This is a genomic window from Micromonospora sp. NPDC005710, assembly GCF_040630995.1.
GTDB lineage: Bacteria > Actinomycetota > Actinomycetes > Mycobacteriales > Micromonosporaceae > Micromonospora.
Map to the genome: position 1 here is coordinate 1 of NZ_JBEXYP010000030.1, position 25,678 is coordinate 25,678.

The 25,678-nt window shown below is 71.5% G+C and carries 21 protein-coding genes; 13 read left to right on the plus strand and 8 right to left on the minus strand.

Annotation, left to right across the window (positions count from 1 at the left end):
- Positions 1 to 285 precede the first annotated feature (285 nt).
- Entirely contained in the window at positions 286 to 1,227 is a 942-nt protein-coding gene (locus tag ABZ406_RS28240) for a hypothetical protein (protein ID WP_357767933.1), read from the minus strand.
- Positions 1,228 to 1,504: 277 nt separating this feature from the next.
- On the opposite strand from ABZ406_RS28240, the gene ABZ406_RS28245 reads away from it, so the two are divergent.
- Positions 1,505 to 2,485, plus strand: coding sequence for an ATP-binding cassette domain-containing protein (locus ABZ406_RS28245; RefSeq protein ID WP_357767936.1), 981 nt, complete (start codon positions 1,505 to 1,507; stop codon positions 2,483 to 2,485).
- Positions 2,482 to 3,309, plus strand: a complete 828-nt coding sequence (locus tag ABZ406_RS28250; RefSeq protein WP_357767939.1) for an ABC transporter permease — start codon at positions 2,482 to 2,484, stop codon at positions 3,307 to 3,309. Before ABZ406_RS28245 ends, ABZ406_RS28250 begins: the two co-directional genes overlap by 4 nt.
- 1 nt (position 3,310) lies before the next feature.
- Here the strand turns inward: ABZ406_RS28250 and ABZ406_RS28255 are convergent, their stop codons facing one another.
- On the minus strand, positions 3,311 to 6,490 hold the full coding sequence (locus tag ABZ406_RS28255; RefSeq protein WP_357767942.1) for a BTAD domain-containing putative transcriptional regulator: 3,180 nt from the start codon (positions 6,488 to 6,490) through the stop codon (positions 3,311 to 3,313).
- Between the two features lie 112 nt (positions 6,491 to 6,602).
- Between ABZ406_RS28255 and ABZ406_RS28260 the strand changes: the two genes are divergently transcribed.
- From ABZ406_RS28260 to ABZ406_RS28285, 6 genes are all read left to right on the plus strand, one after another.
- Positions 6,603 to 7,436: an ABC transporter ATP-binding protein gene (locus ABZ406_RS28260; RefSeq protein WP_357767945.1), complete on the plus strand. Its 834-nt coding sequence runs from the start codon at positions 6,603 to 6,605 to the stop codon at positions 7,434 to 7,436.
- A gap of 32 nt (positions 7,437 to 7,468) precedes the next feature.
- Positions 7,469 to 8,452: an iron-siderophore ABC transporter substrate-binding protein gene (locus tag ABZ406_RS28265; RefSeq protein WP_357767948.1), complete on the plus strand. Its 984-nt coding sequence runs from the start codon at positions 7,469 to 7,471 to the stop codon at positions 8,450 to 8,452.
- Between the two features lie 5 nt (positions 8,453 to 8,457).
- The gene (locus tag ABZ406_RS28270) at positions 8,458 to 10,557 is read left to right on the plus strand and encodes an iron ABC transporter permease (RefSeq protein ID WP_357768077.1); all 2,100 of its coding nucleotides are present in this window, start codon (positions 8,458 to 8,460) and stop codon (positions 10,555 to 10,557) included.
- A 27-nt stretch (positions 10,558 to 10,584) separates the two neighbouring features.
- Positions 10,585 to 11,502, plus strand: coding sequence for a siderophore-interacting protein (locus ABZ406_RS28275; protein ID WP_357767951.1), 918 nt, complete (start codon positions 10,585 to 10,587; stop codon positions 11,500 to 11,502).
- A 132-nt stretch (positions 11,503 to 11,634) separates the two neighbouring features.
- Positions 11,635 to 13,095, plus strand: coding sequence for an SDR family NAD(P)-dependent oxidoreductase (locus tag ABZ406_RS28280; RefSeq protein WP_357767954.1), 1,461 nt, complete (start codon positions 11,635 to 11,637; stop codon positions 13,093 to 13,095).
- A gap of 111 nt (positions 13,096 to 13,206) precedes the next feature.
- Positions 13,207 to 13,683 carry a heme-degrading domain-containing protein gene (locus tag ABZ406_RS28285; protein ID WP_357767957.1) on the plus strand — a complete coding sequence of 159 codons (477 nt, stop codon included), beginning with the start codon at positions 13,207 to 13,209 and terminating at the stop codon, positions 13,681 to 13,683.
- Positions 13,684 to 13,735: 52 nt separating this feature from the next.
- Here the strand turns inward: ABZ406_RS28285 and ABZ406_RS28290 are convergent, their stop codons facing one another.
- Positions 13,736 to 15,112 carry an FAD-dependent oxidoreductase gene (locus ABZ406_RS28290; RefSeq protein WP_357767960.1) on the minus strand — a complete coding sequence of 459 codons (1,377 nt, stop codon included), beginning with the start codon at positions 15,110 to 15,112 and terminating at the stop codon, positions 13,736 to 13,738.
- Positions 15,113 to 15,353: 241 nt separating this feature from the next.
- On the opposite strand from ABZ406_RS28290, the gene ABZ406_RS28295 reads away from it, so the two are divergent.
- Positions 15,354 to 16,739, plus strand: a complete 1,386-nt coding sequence (locus ABZ406_RS28295) for a serine hydrolase domain-containing protein (RefSeq protein WP_357767963.1) — start codon at positions 15,354 to 15,356, stop codon at positions 16,737 to 16,739.
- 85 nt (positions 16,740 to 16,824) lie between these two features.
- Positions 16,825 to 18,153 (plus strand): alpha/beta fold hydrolase, encoded by a 1,329-nt coding sequence (locus tag ABZ406_RS28300; protein ID WP_357767966.1) that lies wholly within the window; start codon positions 16,825 to 16,827, stop codon positions 18,151 to 18,153.
- A 61-nt stretch (positions 18,154 to 18,214) separates the two neighbouring features.
- Here ABZ406_RS28300 and ABZ406_RS28305 read toward each other — a convergent pair whose 3' ends face one another.
- On the minus strand, positions 18,215 to 19,435 hold the full coding sequence (locus ABZ406_RS28305) for an MFS transporter (protein ID WP_357767969.1): 1,221 nt from the start codon (positions 19,433 to 19,435) through the stop codon (positions 18,215 to 18,217).
- A gap of 41 nt (positions 19,436 to 19,476) precedes the next feature.
- Here ABZ406_RS28305 and ABZ406_RS28310 point away from each other — a divergent pair, with 41 nt between their 5' ends.
- Positions 19,477 to 20,571, plus strand: a complete 1,095-nt coding sequence (locus ABZ406_RS28310) for an ROK family protein (protein ID WP_357767971.1) — start codon at positions 19,477 to 19,479, stop codon at positions 20,569 to 20,571.
- 105 nt (positions 20,572 to 20,676) lie between these two features.
- Here ABZ406_RS28310 and ABZ406_RS28315 read toward each other — a convergent pair whose 3' ends face one another.
- Positions 20,677 to 21,072: a MerR family transcriptional regulator gene (locus tag ABZ406_RS28315; protein ID WP_357767974.1), complete on the minus strand. Its 396-nt coding sequence runs from the start codon at positions 21,070 to 21,072 to the stop codon at positions 20,677 to 20,679.
- 111 nt (positions 21,073 to 21,183) lie between these two features.
- On the opposite strand from ABZ406_RS28315, the gene ABZ406_RS28320 reads away from it, so the two are divergent.
- A complete protein-coding gene (locus tag ABZ406_RS28320; protein ID WP_357767977.1) occupies positions 21,184 to 21,888 on the plus strand; it encodes an SDR family oxidoreductase in 705 nt (234 codons plus the stop codon).
- A 21-nt stretch (positions 21,889 to 21,909) separates the two neighbouring features.
- On the opposite strand, the gene ABZ406_RS28325 is transcribed toward ABZ406_RS28320, so the two are convergent.
- The gene (locus tag ABZ406_RS28325; RefSeq protein ID WP_357767981.1) at positions 21,910 to 23,163 is read right to left on the minus strand and encodes an Ig-like domain-containing protein; all 1,254 of its coding nucleotides are present in this window, start codon (positions 23,161 to 23,163) and stop codon (positions 21,910 to 21,912) included.
- Positions 23,164 to 23,585: 422 nt separating this feature from the next.
- Between ABZ406_RS28325 and ABZ406_RS28330 the strand changes: the two genes are divergently transcribed.
- Positions 23,586 to 24,719: a DUF1996 domain-containing protein gene (locus ABZ406_RS28330; RefSeq protein ID WP_357767984.1), complete on the plus strand. Its 1,134-nt coding sequence runs from the start codon at positions 23,586 to 23,588 to the stop codon at positions 24,717 to 24,719.
- A gap of 132 nt (positions 24,720 to 24,851) precedes the next feature.
- Here ABZ406_RS28330 and ABZ406_RS28335 read toward each other — a convergent pair whose 3' ends face one another.
- Both ABZ406_RS28335 and ABZ406_RS28340 read right to left on the minus strand, forming a co-directional pair.
- A complete protein-coding gene (locus ABZ406_RS28335; protein WP_357767987.1) occupies positions 24,852 to 25,025 on the minus strand; it encodes a hypothetical protein in 174 nt (57 codons plus the stop codon).
- Positions 25,022 to 25,240, minus strand: coding sequence for a hypothetical protein (locus ABZ406_RS28340; RefSeq protein ID WP_357767990.1), 219 nt, complete (start codon positions 25,238 to 25,240; stop codon positions 25,022 to 25,024). Before ABZ406_RS28340 ends, ABZ406_RS28335 begins: the two co-directional genes overlap by 4 nt.
- Positions 25,241 to 25,678: the final 438 nt, after the last annotated feature.

Consider the following 25,678-nt stretch of genomic DNA (forward strand, 5'->3'; position numbering starts at 1 on the left):
GGCCCCGGTGGCGGAGCAGGCCGGCGAAATGGGCGTGAGCATCGGTGTCGAGGCGTCGAACTCCGGCACCCCCACCCCCCCACCCCGCCGATCTTGCACTTTCGGTTGGCGATAGACGTGGAATGACCATTATGTCGGGGCGGAGAGTGCAAGATCGCGGCACGGGGACCGGGCAGTCTCATGGATCATGGAGTTCTGGTGCCTTAGTTGTGGCTGTTCGAGGCTTTTGCGGCCCAGCACAACTCCATGATCGACGAGGTGGTGCGGCGCACCACGTGGTCACGCTCAGCGCGGAGCGATCTCCTGGTTGGCCAGAACGATCAGGTCGTCGGGGCGAGCCGACAGCAGCGCCGTGGCCCCGTCGAGCCACACGAGATAGCCCACCGGTGGACCGGACCGACCCCAGCGGGCGCCGATGATCGTGGCCGACCTCGCCTGGTGGGGCGGCCTGAGCAGGCGTACCCGGGTGCCCGGTGCGTGTCCGTCGTCGGCGACGATGAGCAGCGCGTCGAGGATCTGCCGGGCACCGGTGATGGGAAGCCCGGGAACGTACGGGTCGCCCGCGTATCCCAGACGCGGGGTCATCATCGTGCGCAACAGCGCGGTCTGCCGGGTCGCCTCCTGGCGGACCTGCCCGTCGACACCGCGTTCGGCAACTGTCAACGCCTGCTGGATGCGCGACCAGAGGGACAGTGGTTCCTGGTCGAGCAGGCGGCGGGCCTCCCGGTCGACGTCGGCGCAGGCCGTGTCGAGCGCGGTGTCCTCGCCGAGTTCCGCGATCCAGGCGAGGTCCCCCACCTCGGGCAGCAGCCCTGGCGACTCGGCCACGATCACGATGTACAGCATCGCGAGCAGTTCCTCGCGGCCTTCGCCGTGATAGAGCGGACCGACCCCGCTGCCGGTACGCCCACGGCTGGGCGGGAACCGCTCGACGAGGTGCCGCGCGCGGCCCTGCGGCAGGAGAGCGGCCCGCCTGGTGTCCGACACCCGTTCCTCGAACGACCGCCGCTCACGACGTTCAACGAGCAGTTGGCGATGCGGATCGAACCCGATCGGATAGATCGTCCGCCCGTACCCGGAGAGGGTTTCGCCGGGTCGGAGGCCGACCGACTCGAGTTGCCGGGCGGCCTCCGAGTAGGCGACGCCGGCCCGGGCGGCGTGCTCCCGGATGGCGCGCTTGCGGGCGCGTCCCGGGGCCGGGGTCCGTCGGGGGGTGGAATCAGACATGACGCCTCCGGTGCAGCCCCACGCACTGAACCGAACAGCCGGCGTGACCGGCACACCGGGGGTCGACAGATCGGCGCGCGGAGTCGGAGACTCTTGGCCCCGGGCATGCGGTCGGGCGTGGGCCACCACATCGGGCGCTGGCAGGCGCTCTGCCGTGGCCAGCATATCGTGACGCCGACCATCGGTGTGGATGCGCGCGCTCCCGCATGTCAGCACGTGTCGGTGGGTGTCGGTGGCGTGTCAGGGCGGTGTCAGCGGGCCCGCGCAGACTTGGCGCATGACAGCTGACCTGGTGATCGAGGCCGAGGGCCTCGTGAAGACATTCGGGAAGACGAGGGCGCTGCAGGGCGTGGACCTCGCCGTACCCCGCGGGACGGTGCTCGGGGTGCTCGGCCCCAACGGCGCGGGTAAGACCACCGCCGTCCGCATCCTCTCCACCCTGCTCACCCCGGACGGCGGAACCGCCCGAATCAGCGGTTTCGACGTGGTGCGGGACGCCGAGCGCGTGCGGCAGAGCATCGGCCTCACCGGCCAGTACGCCTCGGTCGACGAGGACCTGACCGGGCGGCAGAACCTGGAACTGTTCGGCACCCTGCTGGAGCTGGGGCGTACCGGCGCGCGACGGCGGGCCGCCGAACTGCTCGACTGGTTCGACCTGACCGATGCCGCGAACCGTCCGGCGAAGACCTACTCCGGGGGTATGCGACGACGGCTGGACCTGGCCGCCAGCCTCGTCGGCTCCCCGGACGTGATCTTCCTGGACGAGCCGACGACCGGGCTCGACCCGGCCAAGCGCGAGGACATGTGGGACGTGGTCCGCTCACTTGTCAACAACGGCTCGACGGTGCTGCTCACCACCCAGTACCTGGAGGAGGCCGACGCGCTCGCCGACGCGATCACGGTGATCGACCACGGCCGGGTCATCGCCCACGACACCCCCGAAGGGCTCAAGCGGGTGGTCGGTGGGCAGACCCTCGAGGTCCGCCCGTCCGACCCGGCGCACCTGCCCCGTACCGCCGAGATCCTGACCCAGGTCGGCTCCGGCGCGCAGGCCGACGAGATCCGCAAGGGCGTACTCGCGGTGCCGGTCACCGACGACGCGGCCCTGACCGAGAGCGTCGCGCGGTTCGCCGCGGCCGGGATCTCGGTCACCGAACTCTCCCTGCACCTGCCGAGCCTCGACGAGGTGTTCTTCACCCTCACCGGGCGTTCGGCGTCCGAAGACGACACCACCCGCCCCCTGGAGGTCGCGGTATGAGCACTCTGACCGACACAGCGCCGACGAGAAGTCGCGCGCTGTCGAACCCGGCCCCGAACCCGCGGCCGTTCCGGCTGGTCCGGCACTCGTTGGCGCTCGCGAAGCGCAGCCTCATCAAGACCTGGCGTACGCCCGAGGCACTCATCGACGTCACCCTGCAACCGGTGCTGTTCCTCATCATCTTCGTGTACGTCTTCGGCGGCGCGGTCGCCGGTTCGACCCACGACTACCTGCAGTTCCTGCTGCCCGGCATCCTGGCGCAGACGATCGCGACGGGTGCCATCGCGATCGGTGTCAACCTCAACACCGACATCGCCAAGGGCATCTTCGACAGGTTCCGGTCGTTGCCGATCCCCCGTTCCGCACCACTTGTCGGCGCGGTCCTCGGCGACGTCGTCAGGTACGTCATCGTCACCGTGTCGACCCTCGCGATCGGCTACGTGATGGGTTTTCGGATCGACACCGACCCGTTCCGGGCGATCGCCGGGTGTCTGCTCGCGGTGCTGTTCGCGCTCTGCCTGAGCTGGCTGCCGGTGCTCGTGTCGATGAAGGTGCGGACGCCGGGCGCCGTGCAGGGGGTGATGTTCGCGCTGATCATGCCGCTGAGCTTCGCGTCGAACGTGTTCGTCGGCGCCAACACGCTGCCGGGCTGGATGCAGGCGTTCGTCAACGTCAACCCGATGACCCACCTGGTGGCGTCGGTACGTGGACTGTTCCTCGGCACCCCGCTCGGCGACCACGTGTGGTGGACGCTCGCCTGGTGCGCCGGCTTCGTGGCGGTGTTCATGCCGCTGGCGCTGCGGGCGTACCGCAAGAAGATCTGAGTCAGCCGAGCAGGTCGTCCATCAGCTCGCGGATCCGGGTGACGGCCGCCGCGGCCGGACGCGCCCGCCACACGGCCAGCAACGGCTCGCGCTGCTCCTCGTCGCCGAGGATGGCGTTGAGCCGTTCGCCGTTCTCGGCCGGGAAGAACATCTCCATCTGGGTGCCGATCCGCCTGGCGAGTGCGGACAGTTCGCGGGCGGCGGCGTCGTCTTCCCGGTACGCCGCGAGCTCCGCGCCGCCCGACGCCCACGCCCCGATCACCGGCAGGTCCCGGGAGGCGAGGGCGTCGTCGCGAACGAGCGACAGCATCGCCGCGGCCTGGGCGGCGACCTGGCTCCCCGACACCCGCCGAATCTGCGCCACCCGCAGGTAGAGGACCGCCGCTGTGGTCCGGAGCATCACGCGCGGCTGCGGCAGCGGCCCCGCCCAGCGGGCGAGGATGTGGGTCACCTCGTCGGCGAAGGCGAGCACCTCGTCGTAACGCTCCCGCTGCCAGGCGAGGCGGGCCAGGCCGAGCAACGCCTGGGCGGAGTCCACCTCCTCGGCCTGGCCGAGTGCGGCCGTCTCACCCAGTCGCCGTTCCGCCTCGGCGTCGCCGTCGAGAGCCAGTTGCACGTCCAGACGGACGCGGATCGACCGGGCGTCCTGCGCGGCGCCGATCAACTCCATGTGCTGCACGCTGCGCGTCAGCCATTCGGCCGACCGGGCGTCCCCGCCCGGGACCAGGAACTGCCCGACCGCACCAGCGGCCATCGCCATGCCCCAGTGGTCGCCGGCGGCCTCGAAACGGTGGTACGCCTGCTCGGCGTCGCCGATGGACGCCTCCGGCAGGCCACCGTTCTCCCGTACGGCCGCGCGGGCGAACAGCCCGAGCCCCTGCACGTACGGGTCCGGGTGGGCGATCATCTCGGTCGCGGTCTTCAGGTTCTGGTCCAGGTCGGACATGTCGAAGCCGGGGAGCGCCGACGCGAGGACCGCCAGCCGGGGCGACACCCGGTCGGCGCGTTCGGCGAGCAGCGTCCGCAGCGCCTGCCGGGCGAGCACCGCTGGCCGCAGGTCGGCGGTGATGCCGGCGTTCACGCTTATCACCACGCACATCCAGGCCAGCCGGTCGGCGTTGGGCAGGGGCCGGCCGCTGGCAGCACCGCGCAGGACGGCCGATCGCAGCCGTCGCTGCGGCTCGTCGACGTGCAGGAGCCCACGCGCCCAGGCGAGGACCTCGAGGTGCAGGCCCCGCACCGACCAGAGGTGGAACAGCGCGGTGGCGATGTCGACAGCGGTCGGCTCGTCGTCCGCTGCCAACGCCCATCGCAGGCCCGCGACCAGGTTGTCCTGCTCGGCGGCGCAACGGTGCAGCGCCGCTACCTGACCGGGGCCGATGAAACGGCTGGCGAGGGTGACCGACTGCTCCCGCGCCCAGCTGACCAGGCCGGCCATCGCCTGTTCCCGGTCACCGGCCGCGTCCAGCCGGGCCTCGCCGTACTCGCGGACCGTTTCGAGCATCCGGTAGCGGGGCGGACCGTCCCCCTCGACCATTGTCAACAGGGACTGTTCGACGAGGGTCGCCAGGCCGCGACGGACGTCCCGGGCCTGCGCGACGGCGGCGGCGAGGTCCGCGGTGAACGGCGCGGGGATGACCGCGACCCGCTGCAGCAGGTCGCGGTCGTCCTCGGTGAGCAGTTCCCTGCTCCAGTCGACGAGCGCCCACAGGCTCGCGTGGCGTTCCGGCAGGCCCCGCAACGCGTCGTCGAGCAGCGCGAACCGGTCGGTCAGCCCGGCGAGTACGTCGTCGATCGGCATGTGCCGCAGTCGCGCGGCGGCCAGTTCGAGGGCCAACGGCAGGTTGTCGAGCCGGTGGCACAGGACGAGCGCCCGCTCGGTGTCCCAGGTCGGCACGGCACCGCCGGCCCGTGCCCGGGACTCGACGACCGCGAGGGCGTCGGCGTCCGGCAACGCGGTGAGCCGGTGCACCAGCTCTCCGACCAGGCCCAGTGGGGCGCGGCTCGTGGCGAGCACCGCGACCTCCGGCGGGGCCGCCGCGACCAGGTCCGCGACGACGACGGCGACCGCGTCGAGCACGTGCTCGCAGTTGTCGAGCACCACCAGCCCGTCGAGGTCCGGCGCGACGGCGCGCAGCCGCTCCTCGGGGTTGAGGACCCGCCGTTCCAGACCCAGGTTGCCGCCGGTGGCCGTGGTGTCCGCACCGCCGAGCGCGGAGAGCACAGTGGGCAGCACCTCGTCGGGTGAGCGGAGGCCGGCCAGTTCGATCACGCGGACCGCCCGCCCGGCCGCCGCGGTGCGCCTCGCCACCTCGGCGGCGAGCCGGGTCTTGCCCGCCCCGCCGGTCGCCACGATCGTCACGACGGGTGTCTCGACGAGCGCGACGGTGATGGCTTCGACGTCCCGCTCCCGCCCGACGAGGGTGGCCATCGGACGACGCCACGCGGCGGGCAGCGTGATCCGGGCCGACTGCCGGGGCGGCGGCGCGACCGGCGGGGCGCTCAGTTCACCGCGCAGCAACGCCAGGTGGACGGCCGTGATCACCGGTGACGGGTCGGTGCCGTACCGGTCGGCCAGGTCGGCGCGCAACCGCTCGACCACCTCCAGCGCCTCGGCCTCCCGCCCCTGCGCGGCCAGCACCCGGACGAGCAGGGCGGCAGACGGCTCGTCCGGCGGTGTGCGCGCGACGAGCCGGCCCAGGTCGACCTCGTCGAACGGGCCCACGCCGGCGAGTGCCGCCTGCGCGCGCAGCGCGGCGACGTCAGCGAACAGCCGGGCGTCGTCGGCGCCGGCCAGCTCCGGCACCTCGGGGAACAGCGCCCGAGCCTGGTCGGCCAGGCCGCGGGCGGCCCGGAGGTCACCGCATCCGAGCACGGTACGCGCCCGGTCGACGAGGGCCCGCGCCTCGACCGCGTCGACGGTGATCTCCTCGGCGGGCAGCCGGTATCCGCCCGGCACCGCGACCACCGGCAACCCGAGACGGCGTACCCGGGACACGAGTGCCTGGACGGCGCCGGTCGCGTCGTCGGGTGGTGCGCCGTCCCAGACGGCGTCCACGATCAGGTTCACGGAGACCGCCCGACCCCGCGCGTCGACGAGCGCGCGGAGCACCGCCGCCAGCCGTTCACCCCGAACGGGTTGGCCGTCGACGGCGAGTGGGCCGAGGGTGGCGATCTGCACGGACCCAGCATCCCCCACGCGCGCTCGGGCCCGACGACCACCGGTCCTCCACGTCGGCAACGGGTCGCGACCGGCTTGACAAGGCGCGATCGGGTTAGGTTAGCCTAACCTCATGCAGAACGAGTTGGCGTCGGTCAACGGGGAGCACAGCCTGTCCGGCGTCGACCTCCGTCTGGGCTACCACGGCGTGCCGGTGGTGCACGGCGCGGTCATCAACCTCCGCGCCGGTGCCGTGACGGCACTCGTGGGGCCCAACGGCAGCGGCAAGTCCACGCTGCTGCGGGCCCTGGCCCGACTGCACCCGATCGAGGCCGGCACCGTGCACCTCGCCGACGGTGTCACGGCCGCCAGCCTCCCGGCCCGGGAGTTCGCCCGGCGGGTCACCCTGCTCGCCCAGAGCCGGCCGGTGCCCAGCGGGGTCACCGTCCGCGACGTCGTCGGCTACGGCCGCCATCCCTACCGGGGACGCTGGCGTACGGAGGACCCGGAGGGCCCTACCGCCATCGCCAGCGCCATGGACGTCACAGGCGTCGCCGCGATGGCCGACCGTCCCGTCGACGAACTCTCCGGGGGCGAGTTGCAGCGGGTCTGGTTGGCCACCTGCCTCGCCCAGGACACTCCGGTCCTGCTCCTCGACGAGCCCACCACGTTCCTCGACCTGCGCTACCAGGTGGAGATCCTCGACCTGGTCCGTGACCTCGCGGACGATCACGGCGTCGCCGTCGGCGTCGTGCTGCACGACCTCAACCAGGCAGCCGCCGTGGCGGACGAGGTGGTCCTGTTGCACCAGGGCCGCGTCCGCGCCACCGGCACTCCGGCAACGGTGTTCACCGAGAACGCCCTCACCGAGACCTACGGGATCCGCATCGAAGTGACCACCGATCCGGTCAGCGGACTGGTCACCACCCGCCCCGTCGGGCGGCACCAGACCCGCGCCCTGGTCTGAACACCCCTCATCCCCAGCAGAGAAAGACCGTCATGACCCGTACCCGTTTCACAGCCCTTCTCGCCGTCGTGGCCGCGCTGACGCTCGGCGCCTGCGGCACCACCGAGGACACCGCCTCCCCCGAGACCTCCGCCTCGGCGGCCAGCGGCCCGGTCACCCTCACCGACAGCCGGGGCAAGCAGATCACCCTCAAGGCGCCGGCCACGAAGGTCGTCGGGCTGGAGTGGGGCGAGGTCGAGATGCTTGTCAGCCTCGGCGTCATGCCCGTCGGTGTCGCCGACCCGAAGGGCTACGGCACCTGGGTCACCTCCGCGAAGCTCGACCCGGGCGTCAAGGACGTCGGCACGCGCGGCGAGCCCAGCGTCGACTCGATCGTCGCCCTCCAACCCGACCTCGTCGTGATGGAGGACGACCGGGGCGCCAACATGGTCAGCCAGCTCGAAAAGTTCGTGCCCGTCGTGGTCGCCAAGGGCACTGACGCCACCGACAACCTCGGCCGGATGCGCAACGACCTCACCATGATCGCGAAGGCGGTCGGCAAGACCACCGAGGCGGAGAAGCTGCTCGCCGACTTCGACGCGGCCCTCGCCGACGGCCGGAAGAAGATCGCCGACGCGGGCGCCGCCGGCCGTCCGTTCGCCATCGCCGACGGTTGGAAGGAAGGCAGCACCGTCAGCATCCGGATGTTCGGCACCGGCGCGCTGGTGTCCCAGATCGGCATCCAGCTCGGTCTCACCAACGCCTGGACCGGCAAAACCGACGAGGCGTGGGGCCTCGGCCAGACCGACGTCGAGGGCATGACGGTCCTCAAGGACCCCAACACGCACCTCTTCTACAACGCCTCCGACGGCGACGACGTGTTCGCCGACGGTCTCGCCGCCAACGCCATCTGGAAGTCACTGCCCTTCGTGCGGCAGGGCAACCTGCACAAGATGCCCAACGGCGTCTGGACCTTCGGCGGTCCGCTCTCCGGCAAGCAGTACATCGACGAACTCGTCAAGACGTACACGGTGTGAGCGTGCTGAACGCACCCCCACGCCCGGAGCCGGCCACCCGGCCGGCTCCGGGCGGACGCCCCGCCGTACCCCGCCTCGCCGGTGTCTTCGTCGCCGCGATCCTGCTGCTGCTGGTCGTCGGCGCGGTGCACCTCACCCAGGGCACGTCGAACGTCGGCGCCCTCGACCTGCTGCGGCTCGATACCGGCGCCGACGACGAGGCGGCCCGCGTCCTCATCGCCTCCCGGCTGCCCCGGCTGCTCGCCGGGCTGGCCATCGGCGTGGCACTCGGGTTCGCCGGCGCGGCGTTGCAGTCGATCGCCCGCAACCCGCTCGCCTCCCCGGACACCCTCGCTGTCAACGCGGGAGCCCACCTGGCCATCGTCGCCGTCGCCGCGTTCGGCGTCTCGCTGCCCGCGCTGCCCGCCGGTGGCCTCGCCTTCGGCGGCGGGCTGGCCGCCGCCGGCCTGGTGATGGCGATGTCCTCCGGTGGGCAGGCCGGCACCACCCGGCTGATCCTCGCCGGCTCGGCGACCGCGCTGGCGCTCGGGTCGGTGACCACCCTGCTGCTCCTCCTGTTCGAGCAGGCCACCATCGGGCTGTTCGCCTGGGGGAACGGCTCGCTGGTGCAGAGCGACCTGACCGCGCTCACCCAGCTCGCGCCGGTGATCGTCGGCGCCGCCGTCGTGCTCGTGCTGCTCGGGCACCGCCTCGACATCCTCGCCCTCGGCGACGACACCGCCACGGTGCTCGGCCTCGACGTACGGCGCACCCGGCTCACCGTCATGGTCCTCTCCGTGCTGCTCTCCGCCGCGGCCGTCACCCTCACCGGGCCGGTCGGCTTCGTCGGCCTGTGCGCCCCGGTGATCGTCCGGCTGCTCGCCCCGGTGGTGCCGGGGGTGCACCGGCACCGCGTCCTGCTGCCGTTGTCAGGCATCGCCGGGGTCATCATCGTCCTCGGCTCCGACGTGCTGCTGCGGGCCGTGATGGGCGGGCAGGCCGGCGTCGACATCCCCACCGGTGTGGTCACCACGCTGCTCGGCGCGGCGATCCTCATCTGGCTGGCGCGCCGACACCGCGACGCGGGCCCCACCCGTCGTCCGCCCGGCGGGCACGCGGCCGTCCGCTCCGCCGCCTTCCACCGGGGCATCGTCGCCGCCACCGCCGTGCTGACCGTCTGCGCCGTGGCGGTCGGCATGCTCGCCGGTGACACCTGGGTGCTGCTCGGTGACGTCGTCAACTGGGTCAACGGCAGCACCGGGCCCGCGTACACCTTCGTGCTGGACCAGCGGTGGCCGCGCGTCGCCGCGGCGGTCCTGGCCGGCGCGGCGCTCGCGGTCGCCGGCACCACAGTGCAGGCGGTCTGCCGCAATCCGCTCGCCGAACCCGGCATCCTCGGCATCACCGCCGGCGCCGGACTCGGCGCCGTCTCCCTGCTCACGTTCGTGCCGCTGGCCGGGGTGTGGGCCGTGTCCGGCGTCGCCGGGCTCGGCGCGATGGTGGCGTTCGCCCTGGTCTACGGCCTGGCCTGGCGCGGCGGGCTGAGCTCCGACCGGCTGGTGCTGATCGGCTTCGGCGCCTGGCAGGGCGGCATGGCTGTCATCACCTACCTGGTCGTCGCCTTCGACCCGTGGAACACCGGGAAGGCGTTGACCTGGCTGTCCGGCTCCACCTACGGCCGGATGCCCACCCAGGTGCTGCCGGTGCTGATCGCCCTGCTGGTGCTGACCCCGGCAGTGGTCGCCGCCCGCCGGGAACTCGACCTGATGGCACTGGACGACGACACCCCCCGGGTGCTGGGCGTCCGGCTGGAACGCACCCGGTTGGTCGCACTCGGCGCGGCGGCGCTGCTCACCTCCACCGCCGTCTCGGCAGTCGGGGTCATCGGCTTCGTCGGCCTGGTCGCCCCGCACGCCGCGCGGGCGCTCGTCGGTGGGCGGCACTCGAGGGTGCTCCCGGTGGCCGCCCTGCTCGGCGCGGCGCTGGTCAGCATCGCCGACACCCTCGGACGGACGGTCATCGCTCCGGCCCAGATCCCCGCCGGCCTGGTCACCGCCATGATCGGCACCCCGTACTTCGTCTGGTTGCTGTGGCGGTCCCGCGCCGTGGCGAGCACCACCCGGTAGACGCCGGCCCGAGCCGAGAGAGGCACCATGACCGAGACCCTGCCCATCGCCCCGTGGCGCGTGTTCGCCGTCACCGTCCGCGCGGTACGCCGGCTCAGCCCGTCGTTCACCCGGGTGACCTTCACCGGGGCTGACCTCGACCGCTTCGCCGACAACGGGTACGACCAGCGGATCAAACTGGCGCTGCCGCTGTCCGGTCAGCGCGGGGCGAGCCTGCCGGACGGCCCGGACTGGTACGCGACGTGGCGGGCCCTGCCGGAGCACCTGCGCAACCCGATCCGTACCTACACGGTCCGGGCGGTCCGACCACACCTGGCCGAGGTCGACGTCGACCTGGTGCTGCACGGCGACAGTGGTCCGGCGACGCGCTGGGCTCGGCGGGCCACCGTCGGCGACGAGATCGCCCTGGTCGGGCCGGACGCCGGCTTCGACGGCAACCACGGCGGGATCGAGTTTCGACAGTCGACCGGCGGCGCCCTGCTGCTGGCCGGGGACGAGACCGCCGTGCCGGCGATCAGCGGCATCTGCGAGCGGCTCCCCCTCGACGCCCGGGGCACCGTCGTGCTGGAGGTGCCCGACGCCGCCGACGTGTTGCCGCTGGTGACGCCTCCCGGCGTCGAGGTCCGCTGGCTGGCGCGGGGCGCCGACGGTCACGGCAGCCGACTGGTGCCCGCCGTCCGCGCCGCGGCCGGGGAACTGCTGGCCCCCGGCGCATCGGCAGCCGCCCAGACCGTGCCGGACGTCGACGTGGCCGTGGACGTGGACACCGAGATCCTCTGGGAGGTGCCCGATGAGGTGGCGTCGGTGCCGCTCTCCGCGTGGCTGGCCGGCGAGGCGGGCGTGATCCGTACCCTGCGCCGACACCTGGTCGCCGAGCGGGGTCTGGACCGGCGGGCGGTGGCCTTCATGGGCTACTGGCGTCTCGGTCACGTCGACGCGGACTGACAGCGCCCCGACTCGCGCCACACCGGGGCGGCCGCGAGGTGCGTCGGAGCCCGGAGGGCGCGTACCGTTTCGGGTCGGACTTGGGGCGGACCGGCGGGAGCCGGCACGGGATACGGGACGAGACAACGACGCATGACGGTGGACAACATTACCGAAAACGGTCAAGAGGGCATTGACCGAAGCCGGCTGGAGGCCTGCCTCAGCGTCTTCGAGGCGTTGGAGGCGCTGCCCTCCGACCACCCCGACGTGGTGCAGGTGCAACGGGCCACCGCCCGGCTCTACAAGGTGATCAAGCAGCGGCGGCGGGAGGAGCGGCGGGACGCCATCCTCGCCGCCGACCGGGCGGTGACCGAGGCCACCGCCACCGGTGCTCCGGGGCGGATCGACGACGAGACGCAGGGCATCCCGCTCGCCTCGTCGGCGGCGGGCGAGACGGCGGGCTTCCTGCACAACCCCCGTGGCTGCTACGTCTGCAAGCAGCGCTACCGCGAGGTGGACGCCTTCTACCACCAGCTCTGCCCGTCCTGCGCCGCCCTCAACCGGGAGCGCCGCGACGCCCGTACCGACCTGACCGGCCGGCGCGCGCTGCTCACCGGCGGCCGGGCCAAGATCGGCATGTACATCGCGTTGCGCCTGCTGCGCGACGGCGCCCACACCACGGTGACGACGCGGTTCCCGCACGACGCGGTCCGCCGGTTCGCGGCGATGCCCGACAGCGCGGACTGGTTGCACCGGCTGCGCATCGTCGGGATCGACCTGCGCGACCCGGCCCAGGTGATCGCTCTCGCGGACGACGTCGGCAGCCAGGGCCCGCTGGACATCCTGATCAACAACGCGGCGCAGACCGTCCGCCGCTCCCCCGGGGCGTACGCGCAGCTCGTCGCAGCGGAGGCGGCGGCCCTGCCGGACGGCCCACTGCCGGAGCTGATCACGTTCGCCAAGCCGGGTGGGCAGGGCGCCCCAGCGGGAAGCCTCACCGCCGGATCACAGTCGACGGCGCTCACCCCGCACGCGCTCACCGCGCTGGCCCTCACCAGCGGCTCCGCCTCGCCGGAACGGATCGCGGCGTCCACCGCCATCGACGCCGGGGGCCTCGTGCCCGACCTCGACTCGGTGAACAGTTGGGTCCAGCGGGTGCAGGAGGTGGACCCGGTCGAGCTGCTCGAAGTGCAGCTGTGCAACGTCACCGCGCCGTTCGTGCTGGTCAGCCGACTGCGTCCGGTGATGGCCGCCGCGGCGGCCCGCCGCAAGTACGTGGTGAACGTGTCGGCCATGGAGGGTCAGTTCGGCCGCGGTTACAAGGGGCCGGGGCACCCACACACGAACATGGCCAAGGCGGCGCTGAACATGCTGACCCGTACCAGCGCCGAGGAGATGCTCACCGACGGCATCCTGATGACGAGCGTCGACACCGGCTGGATCACCGACGAACGGCCGCACCCGACGAAGATGCGGCTGGCCGACGAGGGCTTCCACGCCCCCCTGGACCTGGTCGACGGTGCGGCCCGGGTGTACGACCCGATCGTCCGCGGCGAGCTGGGCGAGGACCTGTACGGCTGTTTCCTGAAGGACTACGCCCCCTGCGCCTGGTGACCGCCCCGCACGGGCGGCAGGTTCGGCCCGCACGGCGAGAGGTTCACCCCGCACGGCGAGAGGTTCGCCCCGGAGGGCGAGATCATCGCCCACACCATGAGGAGAAGACACATGTCAGCTGACAGTGGATCGTGGCCGACGCTCGACGAGCTGCTGCGCGAGGAGGACGAGCTGGAGCTTCCGGGCCTGTCCGAGACCGACGCGTACGAGCTGGGGATGCGTGCCGTCGCCGCCGCGACCGAGCAGCGGCTGCCGGTCTCGGTGGGGGTGTGGCGGGCCGGACGCCAGTTGTTCCACTGTGGTCTGCCGGGGTCGACTGCGGACAACGACGCGTGGCTGCGCCGCAAGGGGCGGGTGGTGATGCGGTTCGAGCACTCCTCGCTGTACATGGCCCGGCTGTGCCAGGACAAGCAGGTGACGCTGGCCGACAGGTTCGGCCTGCCGGCCTCGCGCTACGCGGCGGCCGGGGGCGCGGTGCCCCTGCGCGTACGCGGCACCGGTGTGGTGGGCTGGGTCGGTGTCTCCGGGCTGCCGCAGCTGGACGACCACCGCTTCGTGGTCGACATCCTGCGCAAGCTTCCCCGCTAGGGCGTTCCCGGCGGCCTCGCGACGAGGCCGCCGGGTCGGCCCTGTCAGCCGTTCAGCGTGCGCGCCGGTTGGCGCGCAGGGCGCCCAGGAGCACGCCCGGCCGGGCCAGTGAGCGCGGGTGCTCGCGCATGGAGACCACGTCGTTGAACCGCCGCGCGGTCGTCACGTCCGTGACTGTCGCCGCGATGATCTGCCCGCTGGCCCACGTGGAGAGCCGGTAGCCGCGCGGGTAGGGCCCGTCGACGTGGGGCAACGCAAGGTCCGCCGAGGTCGACAGCGACCAGGCGGCGTCGACAACTACCTTCTGGAGCGCGAGGTAGTGGCGCGCGGGCGCCCGCAGGTCCGGGCCGGACCGGAGGTACGTCGACAGGCAGGCCGCGTGCAGGGCCGCCGCCGTCATGCCCTGCCCGTACACCGGGTTGAACGACGCGACGGCGTCGCCGACGCTGATCAGGCCGGCCGGGAACCGCGTGAGCGCGTGGAAGTCCCGGCGCCGGCTGTCGGCGTGGTGGTAGGTCTGGACGTCACCGATCATCTCCTGGTCGGCGACCTCGCCGAACTCCGGGGGGAACTGCTCCCGCAGGCGGCGGACGAAGTCCGTCGCGGTGCGCCCGGGGCGGTCGTTGCCGTAACCGGCCATCATCGCCATCCACTGACCGTCCTCGATGGCAAAGAACGCGGCCCCGGCCACGTCCGTCGCCGTTTTGGCGGTGTTCAGTGCCAGCACCACAGTCGAGGCGGGGGTGACCTCCGGGCGACGGAACAGGGCGGTCGCGTAGTTGAGGTGCACTGTCATCCGGCGGGTGACGGGCCGTTCCCAGCCGGCCTGCGCCAGCCAGTCGGACAGTTTGCTGGAGCGCCCCATGGCGTCCACCACGAGGTCGGCCCTCTCGACACCGGGCACTGCGCCGACCTCGCAGCGGACCCCGGTGACGGCGGTGCCGTCGAAGACGAGGCCGGTGGCGCGGGCGGTGAGGGTCTTGACGTTGGGCAGTCGCAGCACCTGCTGGCGGATCAGGCCCTCCAGCAGTGGCCGACTGCCCGCCAGGCTGTCGGCGTCGTCGGGGACGACGACCTTGAGGCGGCCGTCGAGGTAGTTGCGCCGGGCCGTGGGCGGCGCCTCGATCGCGCCGCGGGCCAGTGCCTCGTCACGGAAACCGGGGAACAGCCGCTCCAGCTGGAAGAGGCCGCCGGGCAGCAACGCGTGCAGCTGAGTGCCCTGGGGTACGCCGGGACGCGCGCCGGCCACCTGCGGATCGTCGCGGTCGACGATGACGACTGTGTCGGCGTGGTCGGACAGCACCCGGGCGGCCAGCAGACCGGCGACGCTGCCGCCGACCACAACGGCCGTTTCGATCGTCGGGGACGGCTGGTCAGGGGGTCGAGCCGCGTTCAGCTCTGCGAAGACCCGGGACGGGGAGAGGGACATCGTGCTCTCCAAGGGGGTAACGAGGTGTGTGTGCCCACCCCCGGTCACTGTCCGCTACCGTTTGCGAACACACCGGGTGGACGGGCCGTTCGACATGATGCCCGCCGATCGTCGCACAACCGCCTGAACGTCGACCGCGTGTGTCCGCCAGATGACCACCTGTTGACCGATGGGCCGGACGGGCTCGACGTTCGGACCGGTCAGGTGGCGTGCCCGCCGGTCGGCTGTCACCATCTCCGGCATGCCGGTTGCGCGTCGTACTCTGCTCGGGGCCGGACTGGCCGCCGCGACTTCCACCCTCACCGGCTGCGGCGACAATGGCGCGTCGGGCCCCGGCTCGGCCGGTTCCGGCGACGCGGTGACCGGGACGGACGCCGCCGGCAACCGGGTCGGCTTCGGTTCGGCGGGGAACCTCAGGTCGCCGTCAGCCGTGCCCGGCGCCCCGGTCCGCCCGAGCGGCGGCACCACGCCGGCGGGTCAGGCTGCCTACGCGCAGGACGTGACCGCCCTGCTCCGGCGACACCTGCCCGCCACACCGCAGACCTTCCAGCACAAGGGTTTCCCCGGGGCTGTCGCTCTCGTCCTGGTGGACGGCAAGATGACCGTGCACACCGCCGTCGGCGAGGCGCTGCGCTACGGCGCGGGCCCGAAGTTGCTGGCGGCGGGCCAGCGCGTGGCGATGCGCCCGGACTCCATCTTCGACCTCGCCTCGGTCACCAAGGTCTACACGGCCATCCTGCTGTTGCAGCAGGTCGACAAGGGGCAGGTCGACCTCGGCGCTCCGGTGCGTGACTATCTGCCCGCGTTCACCGGCACGGGCAAGGAGCAGATCACCGTCGAGATGCTGCTCACCCACACCAGCGGCCTCCCCGTCGGCGCGAAGGTCACCGGGCTGCCCGACAACGCGGCCCGGTGGAACGCGGTGCTCACGACGCCGCTGGTCTCCGGTGCGGTGCCGGGCACCACGTTCCGCTACTCCAGTGTCGGGCTCATGGTCGCCGGCAAGATCGTCGAGAAGGTCACCGGCCAACGACTGGACCAGGCGCTCCGGACCAACCTCACCAGCCCGCTCGGTCTGCGCGACACCGGCTTCAACGCCAGCAGTTGGATGTCCACCTCCTCGAAGGCCAGCCGGCTGGTCGCCACCGACGCCCGCTCGTCCCGGGGCCTGCTGCGGGGCACCGTCCACGACGACGTCGCCAACCACCTCGGCGGCATCGCCGGCCACGCCGGCATCTTCGCCTCCGCCGCCGATCTCGCGGCGATCGGTCAGCTGCTCCTCGACGAGGGCACCTACCAGGGCAAGCGGATCCTGGCCGCGGCGACAGTCCGTCGGATGCTCACCAACCACAACGCCGGCAAACCCGCCATCGACCCCGAGCGACCCAACCGGACCTCGGCGCACGGCCTCGGGGTCGTCCTCAACCAAAGCTGGTTCATGGGGAGGCTCGCCTCGGCCCGGACCTTCGGCCACACCGGGTTCGCCGGCCCCTCGCTGCTCGTCGCGCCGGACCGCAAACTCGTCCTGGCACTGCTCACCAACCGCGCGCACCCGAACTGGAGCTGGTCGAACCCCGATCCGGTCCGGGCCGCCGTCGGCGACCTGCTCGCCTCGAAGGTCACCTGACCGGAAGGTGTGGACCATCGCGCCGCACCCTGACACGATACTTGCGCTAGTAGTGCAAATACTTCGTCGTCCAGGTGGAGGATCGATGCACACATCTCGCCGGAGAATGCTCTCCGTGCTGGTCGGGGTCGCCCTCGCGGCCAGCCTGTCCGCCGTCGCCGTCCCACACGCCGCCGAAGCCTCGGCCACACCGACGTACCGTCCGGTGATCTTCGTGCACGGCAGCGCCGGCTCGGCGGCGCAGTTCGAGTCCCAGGCCAAGCGGCTGGCCAGCAACGGGTACCCGATCGACATCATCGAAGCCCACGAGTACGACTCCCCGAACATCGCGGCGATCCTGCAGCAGGTGTACGCGGGGCTCGACGCACGGATCGCCCGACTGCTGGCGGCCACCGGCGCGGACCGGGTGGACCTGCTCGCACACTCGCTGGGCACCTTCGTCACCCAGGGCTATCTCAGCAGTTCTCCGGAGCGTGCCGCCCGGGTGGCGCACTACGTCAACCTGGACGGGCGCACCGCGACCTCCCCGCCCGGTGGTGTGCCCACGCTCGCCATCTGGGGCGAGGGCGACCCGGCCCGCAGCATCGTCGGCGCGACGAACGTGCACCTGCCGGACCAGTCGCACACCCAGACCGTGTCGTCGGCCGAGTCGTTCGGCGAGATCTTCGGGTTTCTCCGGGGCCGCGCGCCGCACACGACGCGGATCGTGCCCCAACTGTTCGGCACCGCCCGGGTCTCGGGCCGCGCCGTGCTCTTTCCGAGCAACGTCGGTGTCACAGGTGCGACCCTCGAGGTCTGGCCGGTCGGCCCGCTGACCGGAAACCGGCTGTCACAGCGGCCCGCGTACCGGTTGCCGCTCGCCGGCGACGGCTCGTTCGGACCCCTCCCGGTGCTCGCTACGGCCCGCTACGAGTTCGCCATCGTGCGCTCCGGCGCCGCCACCCACCACTTCTACTTCCAGCCGTTCCTCCGCTCGGACTCGTTCGTCCGCCTCGCCACCAGCGCGCCGGGCGAGGGTCTCAGCGCTCTCGTCGACACCAGCGACCGGCACACGGCGCTCACGATCCAACGCCAGAAGGAGTGGTGGGGCGACCAGGGTGACGCCGGCGACCACCTCTGGATCAACGGCAGGGACGTGCTGAACGCGGCGAACACACCGCGGGCCAAGAGGACGATCGGCATCTTCGCCTTCGACGACGGCAGCGACGGCGTCACTGACCTGACGGCCCCGTTGCCGGAGTTCTTCAGCCAGACCTTCATCACCGGCATGGACGTCTTCATCCCGGCTACGCCGAAGCACCCCGGCCTGGTCCGGATCACCGTGGGCCAACGCGGAGGCGGCTACGAGGTGATCAACGTGCCGAACTGGAGGTCGAGCACCGACCGGGTGACGGTGGGCGTCGACGACTTCTGACCGCGTCTCGTGGGCGGCCCGGCCACCTGGCTTCGAGACGGTGGCCGGGCCGCTCACCCGGTCAGACGGTGGCCGGAACCCGGTCGCGCGTCCGTCGCGCGACGGCGAAGCTGACCAGTCCCAGGATCAACCCGACGATCGCCAGCGCCACGCCCACCCGGGCCGGCGCGAGATAACCGAGGCCGGCGGCGATGGCGACGCTGCCCAGGGCGGCACCCAGGCTGTTCGCGATGTTCATCGCCGACTGGTTGAGCGCCGCACCCATCAGCTGCGCTCCCGGGGCGACGGTGATGAGGCGCGCTTGCAGCACCGGGCCGAGGTAGAGGCTCGTCGCACCGACCAGGAACGCGCCCACGAACAGGCCGACGGGTGACGACGCCACGAGACTGAACACGGCGATGCTGACGATCATCGCCACGAAGCCGATGAGCGTGCTCCGCTGGAGGTCACGGTCCGCCAGCCAGCCACCCAGGGCGTTGCCGACAGTCATCCCGAGACCCACGGCGACCAACGCCCACGGCACCGTCGCGGCGGAGAGACCGGTGACGTCGGTGGTGACCGGAGCGATGTAGGTGTTCACCGCGAAGAACCCGGCGAACCCGACCGCGCCGGTCGCCGCGACCAGCCAGACCTGCGAGGTCCGCAGCGCCCGCAACTCGGCGGCCGGCGAGCCGTCGACAGCCGCGGCGACCTCCGGCACGACCGCCAGCACCGCCAGCAGGGTGAGCACGAAGAAGCCGGCGATGACCAGGTACGCGACCCGCCAGTCGGCGGCCTGCCCGAGCCGGGTGATGAGAGGTACGCCGACCAGGTTGCTCACTGTCAGACCGCCGAGCACCGTGGCGAAACCACGGGCCTCGTTACCGGGACCCATCAGGGTCGCCGCGAGCAGACCTGCCGCACCGAAGTACGCGCCGTGCGGCAGCGCCGCCGCGAACCGGGCCACCAGCACCAGGTCGAAGGTGGGGGCGATCGCGGATGCGACGGTGCCGACGGCGAACAGCACGAGCAGCCCGAGGACGAGCTTCTTGCGGGGCAGGCGCGCGCTCAACGCGGCGATCAACGGCGCGCCGACGACCACGCCGAGCGCGTACGCGGTGATCATCCAGCCCGCCTGGGCGACAGCGTCCGACGACGACCGCGCGTACTCCTGCGGGAGCAGACCGCGGGCGATGTCGGGCAGCAGCCCCATCGCCACGAACTCGGTCAGGCCGACCGCAACGCCGCCCAGGGCCAGGGCGGCAAGCGCCGCCAACCGTCGACCTCTACTCAACTCGATCACCGAAAAAATTTAGCAACAGCGTTGCGTAATAGGGTGGTGAGATGACTCGCGTCACTGCCGACGTCACCTTCCTGCGCGGCTACAACCAGGCACGTGTCATGGCGGTGGGGCGTACCGCTCGCACGTTCGAGCGGGCGACGGTGGTCGAGGCCACCGGCCTGACCCCACAGGCGGTGTCCAAGGTCATCGCCCGGCTGACCGCCGACGGCCTGATCCGCCCCGCCGGCGTACGACGTCCGGGCATCGGTAAGCCCGCTGTCGTCTACGAACTCGTCCCGGACAGCCGGTACGCGATCGGCGCCCACGTGGCCCGGCGCAGCCTGCGCCTCGTCCTGGTCGACCTGGCCGGTGCCGTGCACCGCTCGGCGGTCAGCCCCCTACCCCGCGACTTCACCCCGGAACAGCTCCTCGACGCCCTGGGCGTCGGCATCGACACGATGGCCGGCATCGGCGACCTGCGGGGCCGACTCAGCGGGCTGGGCATCGGCATGATCGGCCCACTCGACCACGCCAACGGCCTGGTCCGGGACGCCCACGGTCTGCGGCACTGGCACGACGTACCCCTGCGCGAGATCGCCGAGAAGCACCTCGGCCTCCCCGTCCACCTGGACAAGGACGTCACCGCGGGGATCACGGCGGAGGCCTGGCGGCACGGCGCGACGTTCGGCGACGCGGCCCTGATCATGGTCGAGTCGGGCATCGGTGGAGGCTTCTGGCTGGGTGGCGCGGCCCACCGGGGGGCGCACACGAACGCCGGCGAGTTCGGTCACACTGTCGTCGACCTGTCCGGGCCCCGCTGCGTCTGCGGCCGGCACGGGTGCCTGGAGATCGTGCACCACCACGCCGTCGAGGCCGGGGACGTCGCGCACGCCGCCCGCGTCCTGGCCGTGGGCGTCGTCAACCTGCTCCAGACGCTCGACCTCGCCCACGTGGTGCTGGCGGGCGCCGACCTCCTCCGCCACCCGCAGACCTACCTCACGGCGGTCACCGAGGCCGTCCAGGCCGACGCGCGACGCGCCTCCTGGTCGAGCACGACCGTGGCGCTGTCCAGCCTCGGCGCGGACGTGATCGCCGCGGGCGCCGCCATGCAGATCCTCGACAGGCACTACGGCATCCCCGAGCTGAGCCCGATCTGACCCCCACCTTGCCGCGTGGGCCGGTGTCATTCCTTGATCGCTGGCGGTCGAGCAGTTCGACACGCCGAGCGCTGCCCCGCTGAGCTGCCACCAATCGACGCGAGGTCAGACGGTGGCGGGTGTCGACAGCGCTTCCGAGTCCGTTCGGGTGCAGCCGCTGGCAGAGCTTTCGCTGAATTCGATGACCGCGTCGAGACGTTCGCGCGCCTGCCGGAGTTGGGTGATCTGCCGATCGATGCGATCGCGTTCGGCGCGGAGCAGGGCCCGCGACTGCGGTGTGTTGACCTTCGCGTCGACGCAGGGCAGCAGGTCAAGGATGGTTCGGCTGGACAGGCCGGCGGCGTACAGCATCTGGATCAGGTACACCCGGTCGATCGCGTCGTCGAGGTAGTGGCGCTGGCCGCCACTGCTTCGCGCGGCGGCCAGCAGGCCCTGTTCCTCGTAGTAGCGCAGGGCTCGTACCGACACCCCGGTCTTCGTGGCCAGTTCCCCGATCCGCATGGGCCCCTCCCCCGGTTGGTGACGCCAGCCACACAACCTTGTCCCTCACACGCGCGTCAGGTTTTACCGTAGCTCGCGTACCGCCCGACCTGAACCTGCCAGGAGGCAACCATGCGGATCTCGGGTTCCATCGCACTCGTCACCGGCGCCAACCGTGGCATCGGCCGGCACTTCGCCGGGCAACTGGTGGAACGTGGAGCGGCCAAGGTGTACGCCACGGCCCGCAACCCGGAGCAGATCGACGTCCCCGGCGTCGAGAGGCTCCGGTTGGACATCACCGACCCACGTTCCGTCGAGGAGGCAGCAGCCGTCGCCTCCGACGTCACACTGCTCGTCAACAACGCCGGCATCTCCACCTTCACCAACCTCGTCACTGGCGATCTCAGCAAGATCCGAGCCGAGTTGGACACCCACTTCTACGGCACGCTGAGCATGGTCCGGGCCTTCGCGCCGGTGCTCGGCGCGAACGGCGGCGGGGGGATCCTCAACGTCCTGTCGGCGCTGTCGTGGTTCTCCTACGACGGGGCCAACGCCTACGGCGTGGCGAAGGCAGCCGAGTGGAGCCTGACCAACGGCATCCGACTGGAACTCGCCGGCCAGGGAACCCTCGTGACGGGCCTGCACCTGGGCAGCGCCGACACCGACATGATGGCCGGCTACGACGGCGACAAGATGGACCCCGCCGACGTGGTGCGCGCGGCGCTGGACGGCATCGAGGCCGGCCGGGTCGAGGTGCTCGCCGACGAGTGGAGCGCGTACGTCAAGGCGTCCCTGGCCAAGGACCCGAGCGAGTTCTACACCGCGACCGCACGGTGACCCGCGTGCCGACCCGGTGGCTCAGCCGTCTGAGGCGGACGGCCCCGGCGTCGGCACGCCACCGGCGAGCGCACGCGCCCGAGCCGGGCGAAGATCCGGGGGTACGGGCAGTGCGCTGCCCTTGACGAACTGGCCCCAACTGGTGTTCCAGGCCGTCCAGCCGTTGCCCGACTCGAGCCGGACCTCGGTGCCGGTGACGGTGACCAGGTCACCGACCTGGGTGACGCCCATCAACCAGTCGGCGTTGGCTGCCGAGATGTTCGTGCAGCCGTGCGAGACGTTGCGGTGTCCCTGATCCGATACCGACCATGGTGCCCCGTGGATGAACTCGCCGCCCCAGGTGAGCCGTTGGGCGTCCTCGACGTCCACCACGTAGCCGCCGTTCGGCTCGCCGCGCGTGTCGAACGTGGTGTACTGGTGCTTCTCCATGATTACCATCTTGCCGCTGGACGTGGGGGTGCTGCGCTTGCCCAGGCTGACCGGGATCCGGCGGATCAGTTTGCCGTCCCGCAGCACGCGCATCTGCTTGGTGGCGTTGTCGATTTCGAGAGCCACCTGACGCCCGATCCGGGACGTCGCGGTCCGATCGGCGTCACCGGTGTGGCTCCTGCCGATCGGCAGACCCGCCAGGCCGGCCCGGACACTGATCGTCGTGCCGGGCCGCCAGAAGTCGGGTGCCCGGTAGGAGACCTGGCTGCCGTCGTCCACCCAGGACCAGGCACCCGGCTGGGGTGGGTTGGTGGTGACGAACAACCGACGCTGCACGTCGGCGCGGGCCGCCCTGGCGACCGGCGGGTCGAAGCCGATGGTCACCGGCATGGCAGTGCCGTACGTCTGCTTGTCGGCGAGGTGAAGGGTGCTGGTCACCTGCGGCTTCGTCGACGGTGCCGCGGTGGTGAAGGTGGTGGTGCGGGTGGTGGTCCGTCCGGAGTCGGCGGTGGCGGTCACCGCCGCGGTGTAGGTGCGCTGCGGCCGCAACGGAACGGTCGGCACCCAGGCCGAGCCGTCCTCGCGGGGCTCCGCCCTGACCAGGGTGCCGGTGTCGTCGACGAGGCGCACCGCGGTGATCTCCCCGCCCGTGACGAGCGGCACCACCTCGGCACTGAGCGGCACGTTCCGGGACAGGTCGGCGGGGGTGAGGGTCACCTCCGGTGATGGCACCACCTGCTCGGCGGGGCGTGCGACGGGCTTCCGGTCGGTGGTGCACCCGCCGACGACCAGCGGTGTCGCCACTACTGTCACCGCCACGAGCGCCGTGCGCCTTCGTAACCCCATCGAACGTCCCCCGGCTTCCGTGTGCTCCGTGGCGGCAATTCTCTCCGCGACGGCGGCACCCTGCGCTGTTTCCGGCAATCACGAAGCGAACGGGGGAGGGCCGGGCACGGTGCGCGTCGCCGGTCTGTCCGTGGTGCGTCCCTCGCGGGCGCCTCCGGGCATCGAGATGGTCTGCCCCGCCGCCGCAGGTGCACGAGGGCGGGGCAGACCACCCAAGAATGTCGAGCGTCGCAGCGGGTCGGCGATTACAGTTTTTCGAGAAGAATCAAGTAAATGAGATCGGGCCGACATCCAGGCGGCTCCGCAACGCTCACCAGATAATCGCTGAGCGATATTTAAGGGAGAATTAATCGTCTCAGTTGGAAACGGGCAAGGCGCCGACTCGTATTCTTCGTGCTCGGATGAAAGGTGCGCCCCCGTTGATGAATCTCCGCTCCACCCCTCGACACCCCCGGTCCGTCGCCGCCCTGCTGCTGGTGACTGTGGCGCTCGCCGGCGGGTGCAAGGAGGCGCCGGGCACTCCCGGCGCGTCCGGCCCGTCCAGCGACACCGGCATCGGCTCGCCCGGCCCCGACGCACCAACGGCCGGTGCCCCGGGAGACCCGTCGGCCACGCCGAGCGCCCCGGGCACCTCGGCCACCCCGTCCGCGCCGGGCAAGCCGGGAACCCCGGCGACAAGCGCCGCCCCGCCCACCGCGTCCGGTGGCTGGATCACCATCGACGCCGCCGCGCAGGCCGCCGCGACGAAGGCGTTCTTCGCGCGCAAGCCCAAGGCGGTGACCGGGAACCCCGTCAAGGTGCCCGAATTCAACGTCGGCTGCACGACCAGCCACCACAACAGCGACGACCCGATCGTGCTGCCGAAACTGGCGGGCGGCTCGCACAACCACACGTTCTGGGGCAACAAGTCGACCGACGCCAACTCGACAGCCGAGTCGCTGCGGGCGTCGAAGAAGACCACCTGCAACTCGCCGGACGACCAGTCCGCCTACTGGGTGCCGACGATGTACCAGAACGGCAAGGTCGTGGACCCGAAGGAGGTGACCGTCTACTACGGTTCCCGCCTGAAGGACCCGAGCAAGACCCAGCCCTTCCCGTTCGGCCTGCGAATGATCACCGGTAACGCCAAGAACCAGGTGGACACCCCGGACAAGCAGGGCAACCACTTCTGGTGCGCCGGCATCGGCGGCGAGATCGGCCGCAGCGCCGACAAGACGTTCCCGGTCTGCGCCAAGACCGCGAACATCGTCCGGCAGGTCACCTTTCCGGACTGCTGGGACGGCAAGCACCTGGACAGCCCCGACCACAAGGCGCACATGGCCAACGGGGACCACACCGGGGCGTGCCCGAAGAGCCACCCGGTGCCCGTCCCGTCGGTGTCCTTCGTGATCTCGTACCCGTTGAGCGCGAACACCGACGGCATCACCCTCGCGTCCGGCACGTCGTTCTCCATGCACGCGGACTTCTTCAACGCGTGGAAGGACGAGGCGCTCGCCGCCCGGGTGCGCAACTGCCTCGACCAGGGCGTGAAGTGCAACTCGGCCGGTAACTTCTAGGGCGGTCGTCGATGTGAGCTGGCCCGCGGATCGTCGCGGGCCAGTGATCGAGACGTAGCGAGGTCTCCGGTGGACGGCTCAGCCACCGGGCGGAATTGAAGACCGGGGACCTCGCCTAGTCAGAGCCATGCATCAGACGAGGCGCTGGATCCGCACCTTCGGGTGCACATTTCTCAGGTGGCTGTGCTTGTGTTGGCGGACCTGTTCGTTCCAAACTTCCTGGTCGTAGTCCGGGTCCGGCGGAATCCACTTGTGCGAGCCGTCGCTGTAGTGGAACTTCTCGTCACCCACCCGCAGGATGCTCATCGGAGCCAGCCGAGGAAGCGTCTGTGCAGCGCATCCGCCGGCACCCAGCTCAGGTCCTCGGAGGCCCGCACCAGCTGCGCACCCATATAGAGAGCCAGGGAGATCGGAGCGTCATCGAACTCGGCGTGTAGCTCGCGCTGCCGCGTGCGGCAGGGCCAGGGCGCATCGCAGCCACCGCAGCTCCAGATCGGCAGCACAGGGCCGTGCGTGGTCATGCGCGGTCTCCGAGCAGCGCCGCCGTCATCGACCGCGCCTGCCGGCTGGTCGCCCAATCCACCTGCCAGCACGGGTACGGCGTGAGCCGTGACCACGATGCCCAGCAGCCGTTGCACAGGCCATTTTGCCCGGCAGATGCGCGACCAGGATCCATTGCTCCGCTTCGCTGCTCACTGCTCCTCCTCGGCGGGCCAGTGCGTCCGCTTGATGGGGATGCGGTGTCGGCTGCGGCAGGGCAGTTCCGCCCCGCAGCGGCAGGTCCACCTCCAATTCGGCCACGACCATGCCGGGCGGTGTCGCCGTGCCAGGGTCATCGCGACGGCGATCAGGTACTGGTCGTAGGTCACTCGTCGCCATGGTGGTGTTCTGTCTCGCATCGCTGGCTCCCTCCACCGGGCAGCAGTCCATGGCCGACCCCGAAACGACGCGTCCGGATC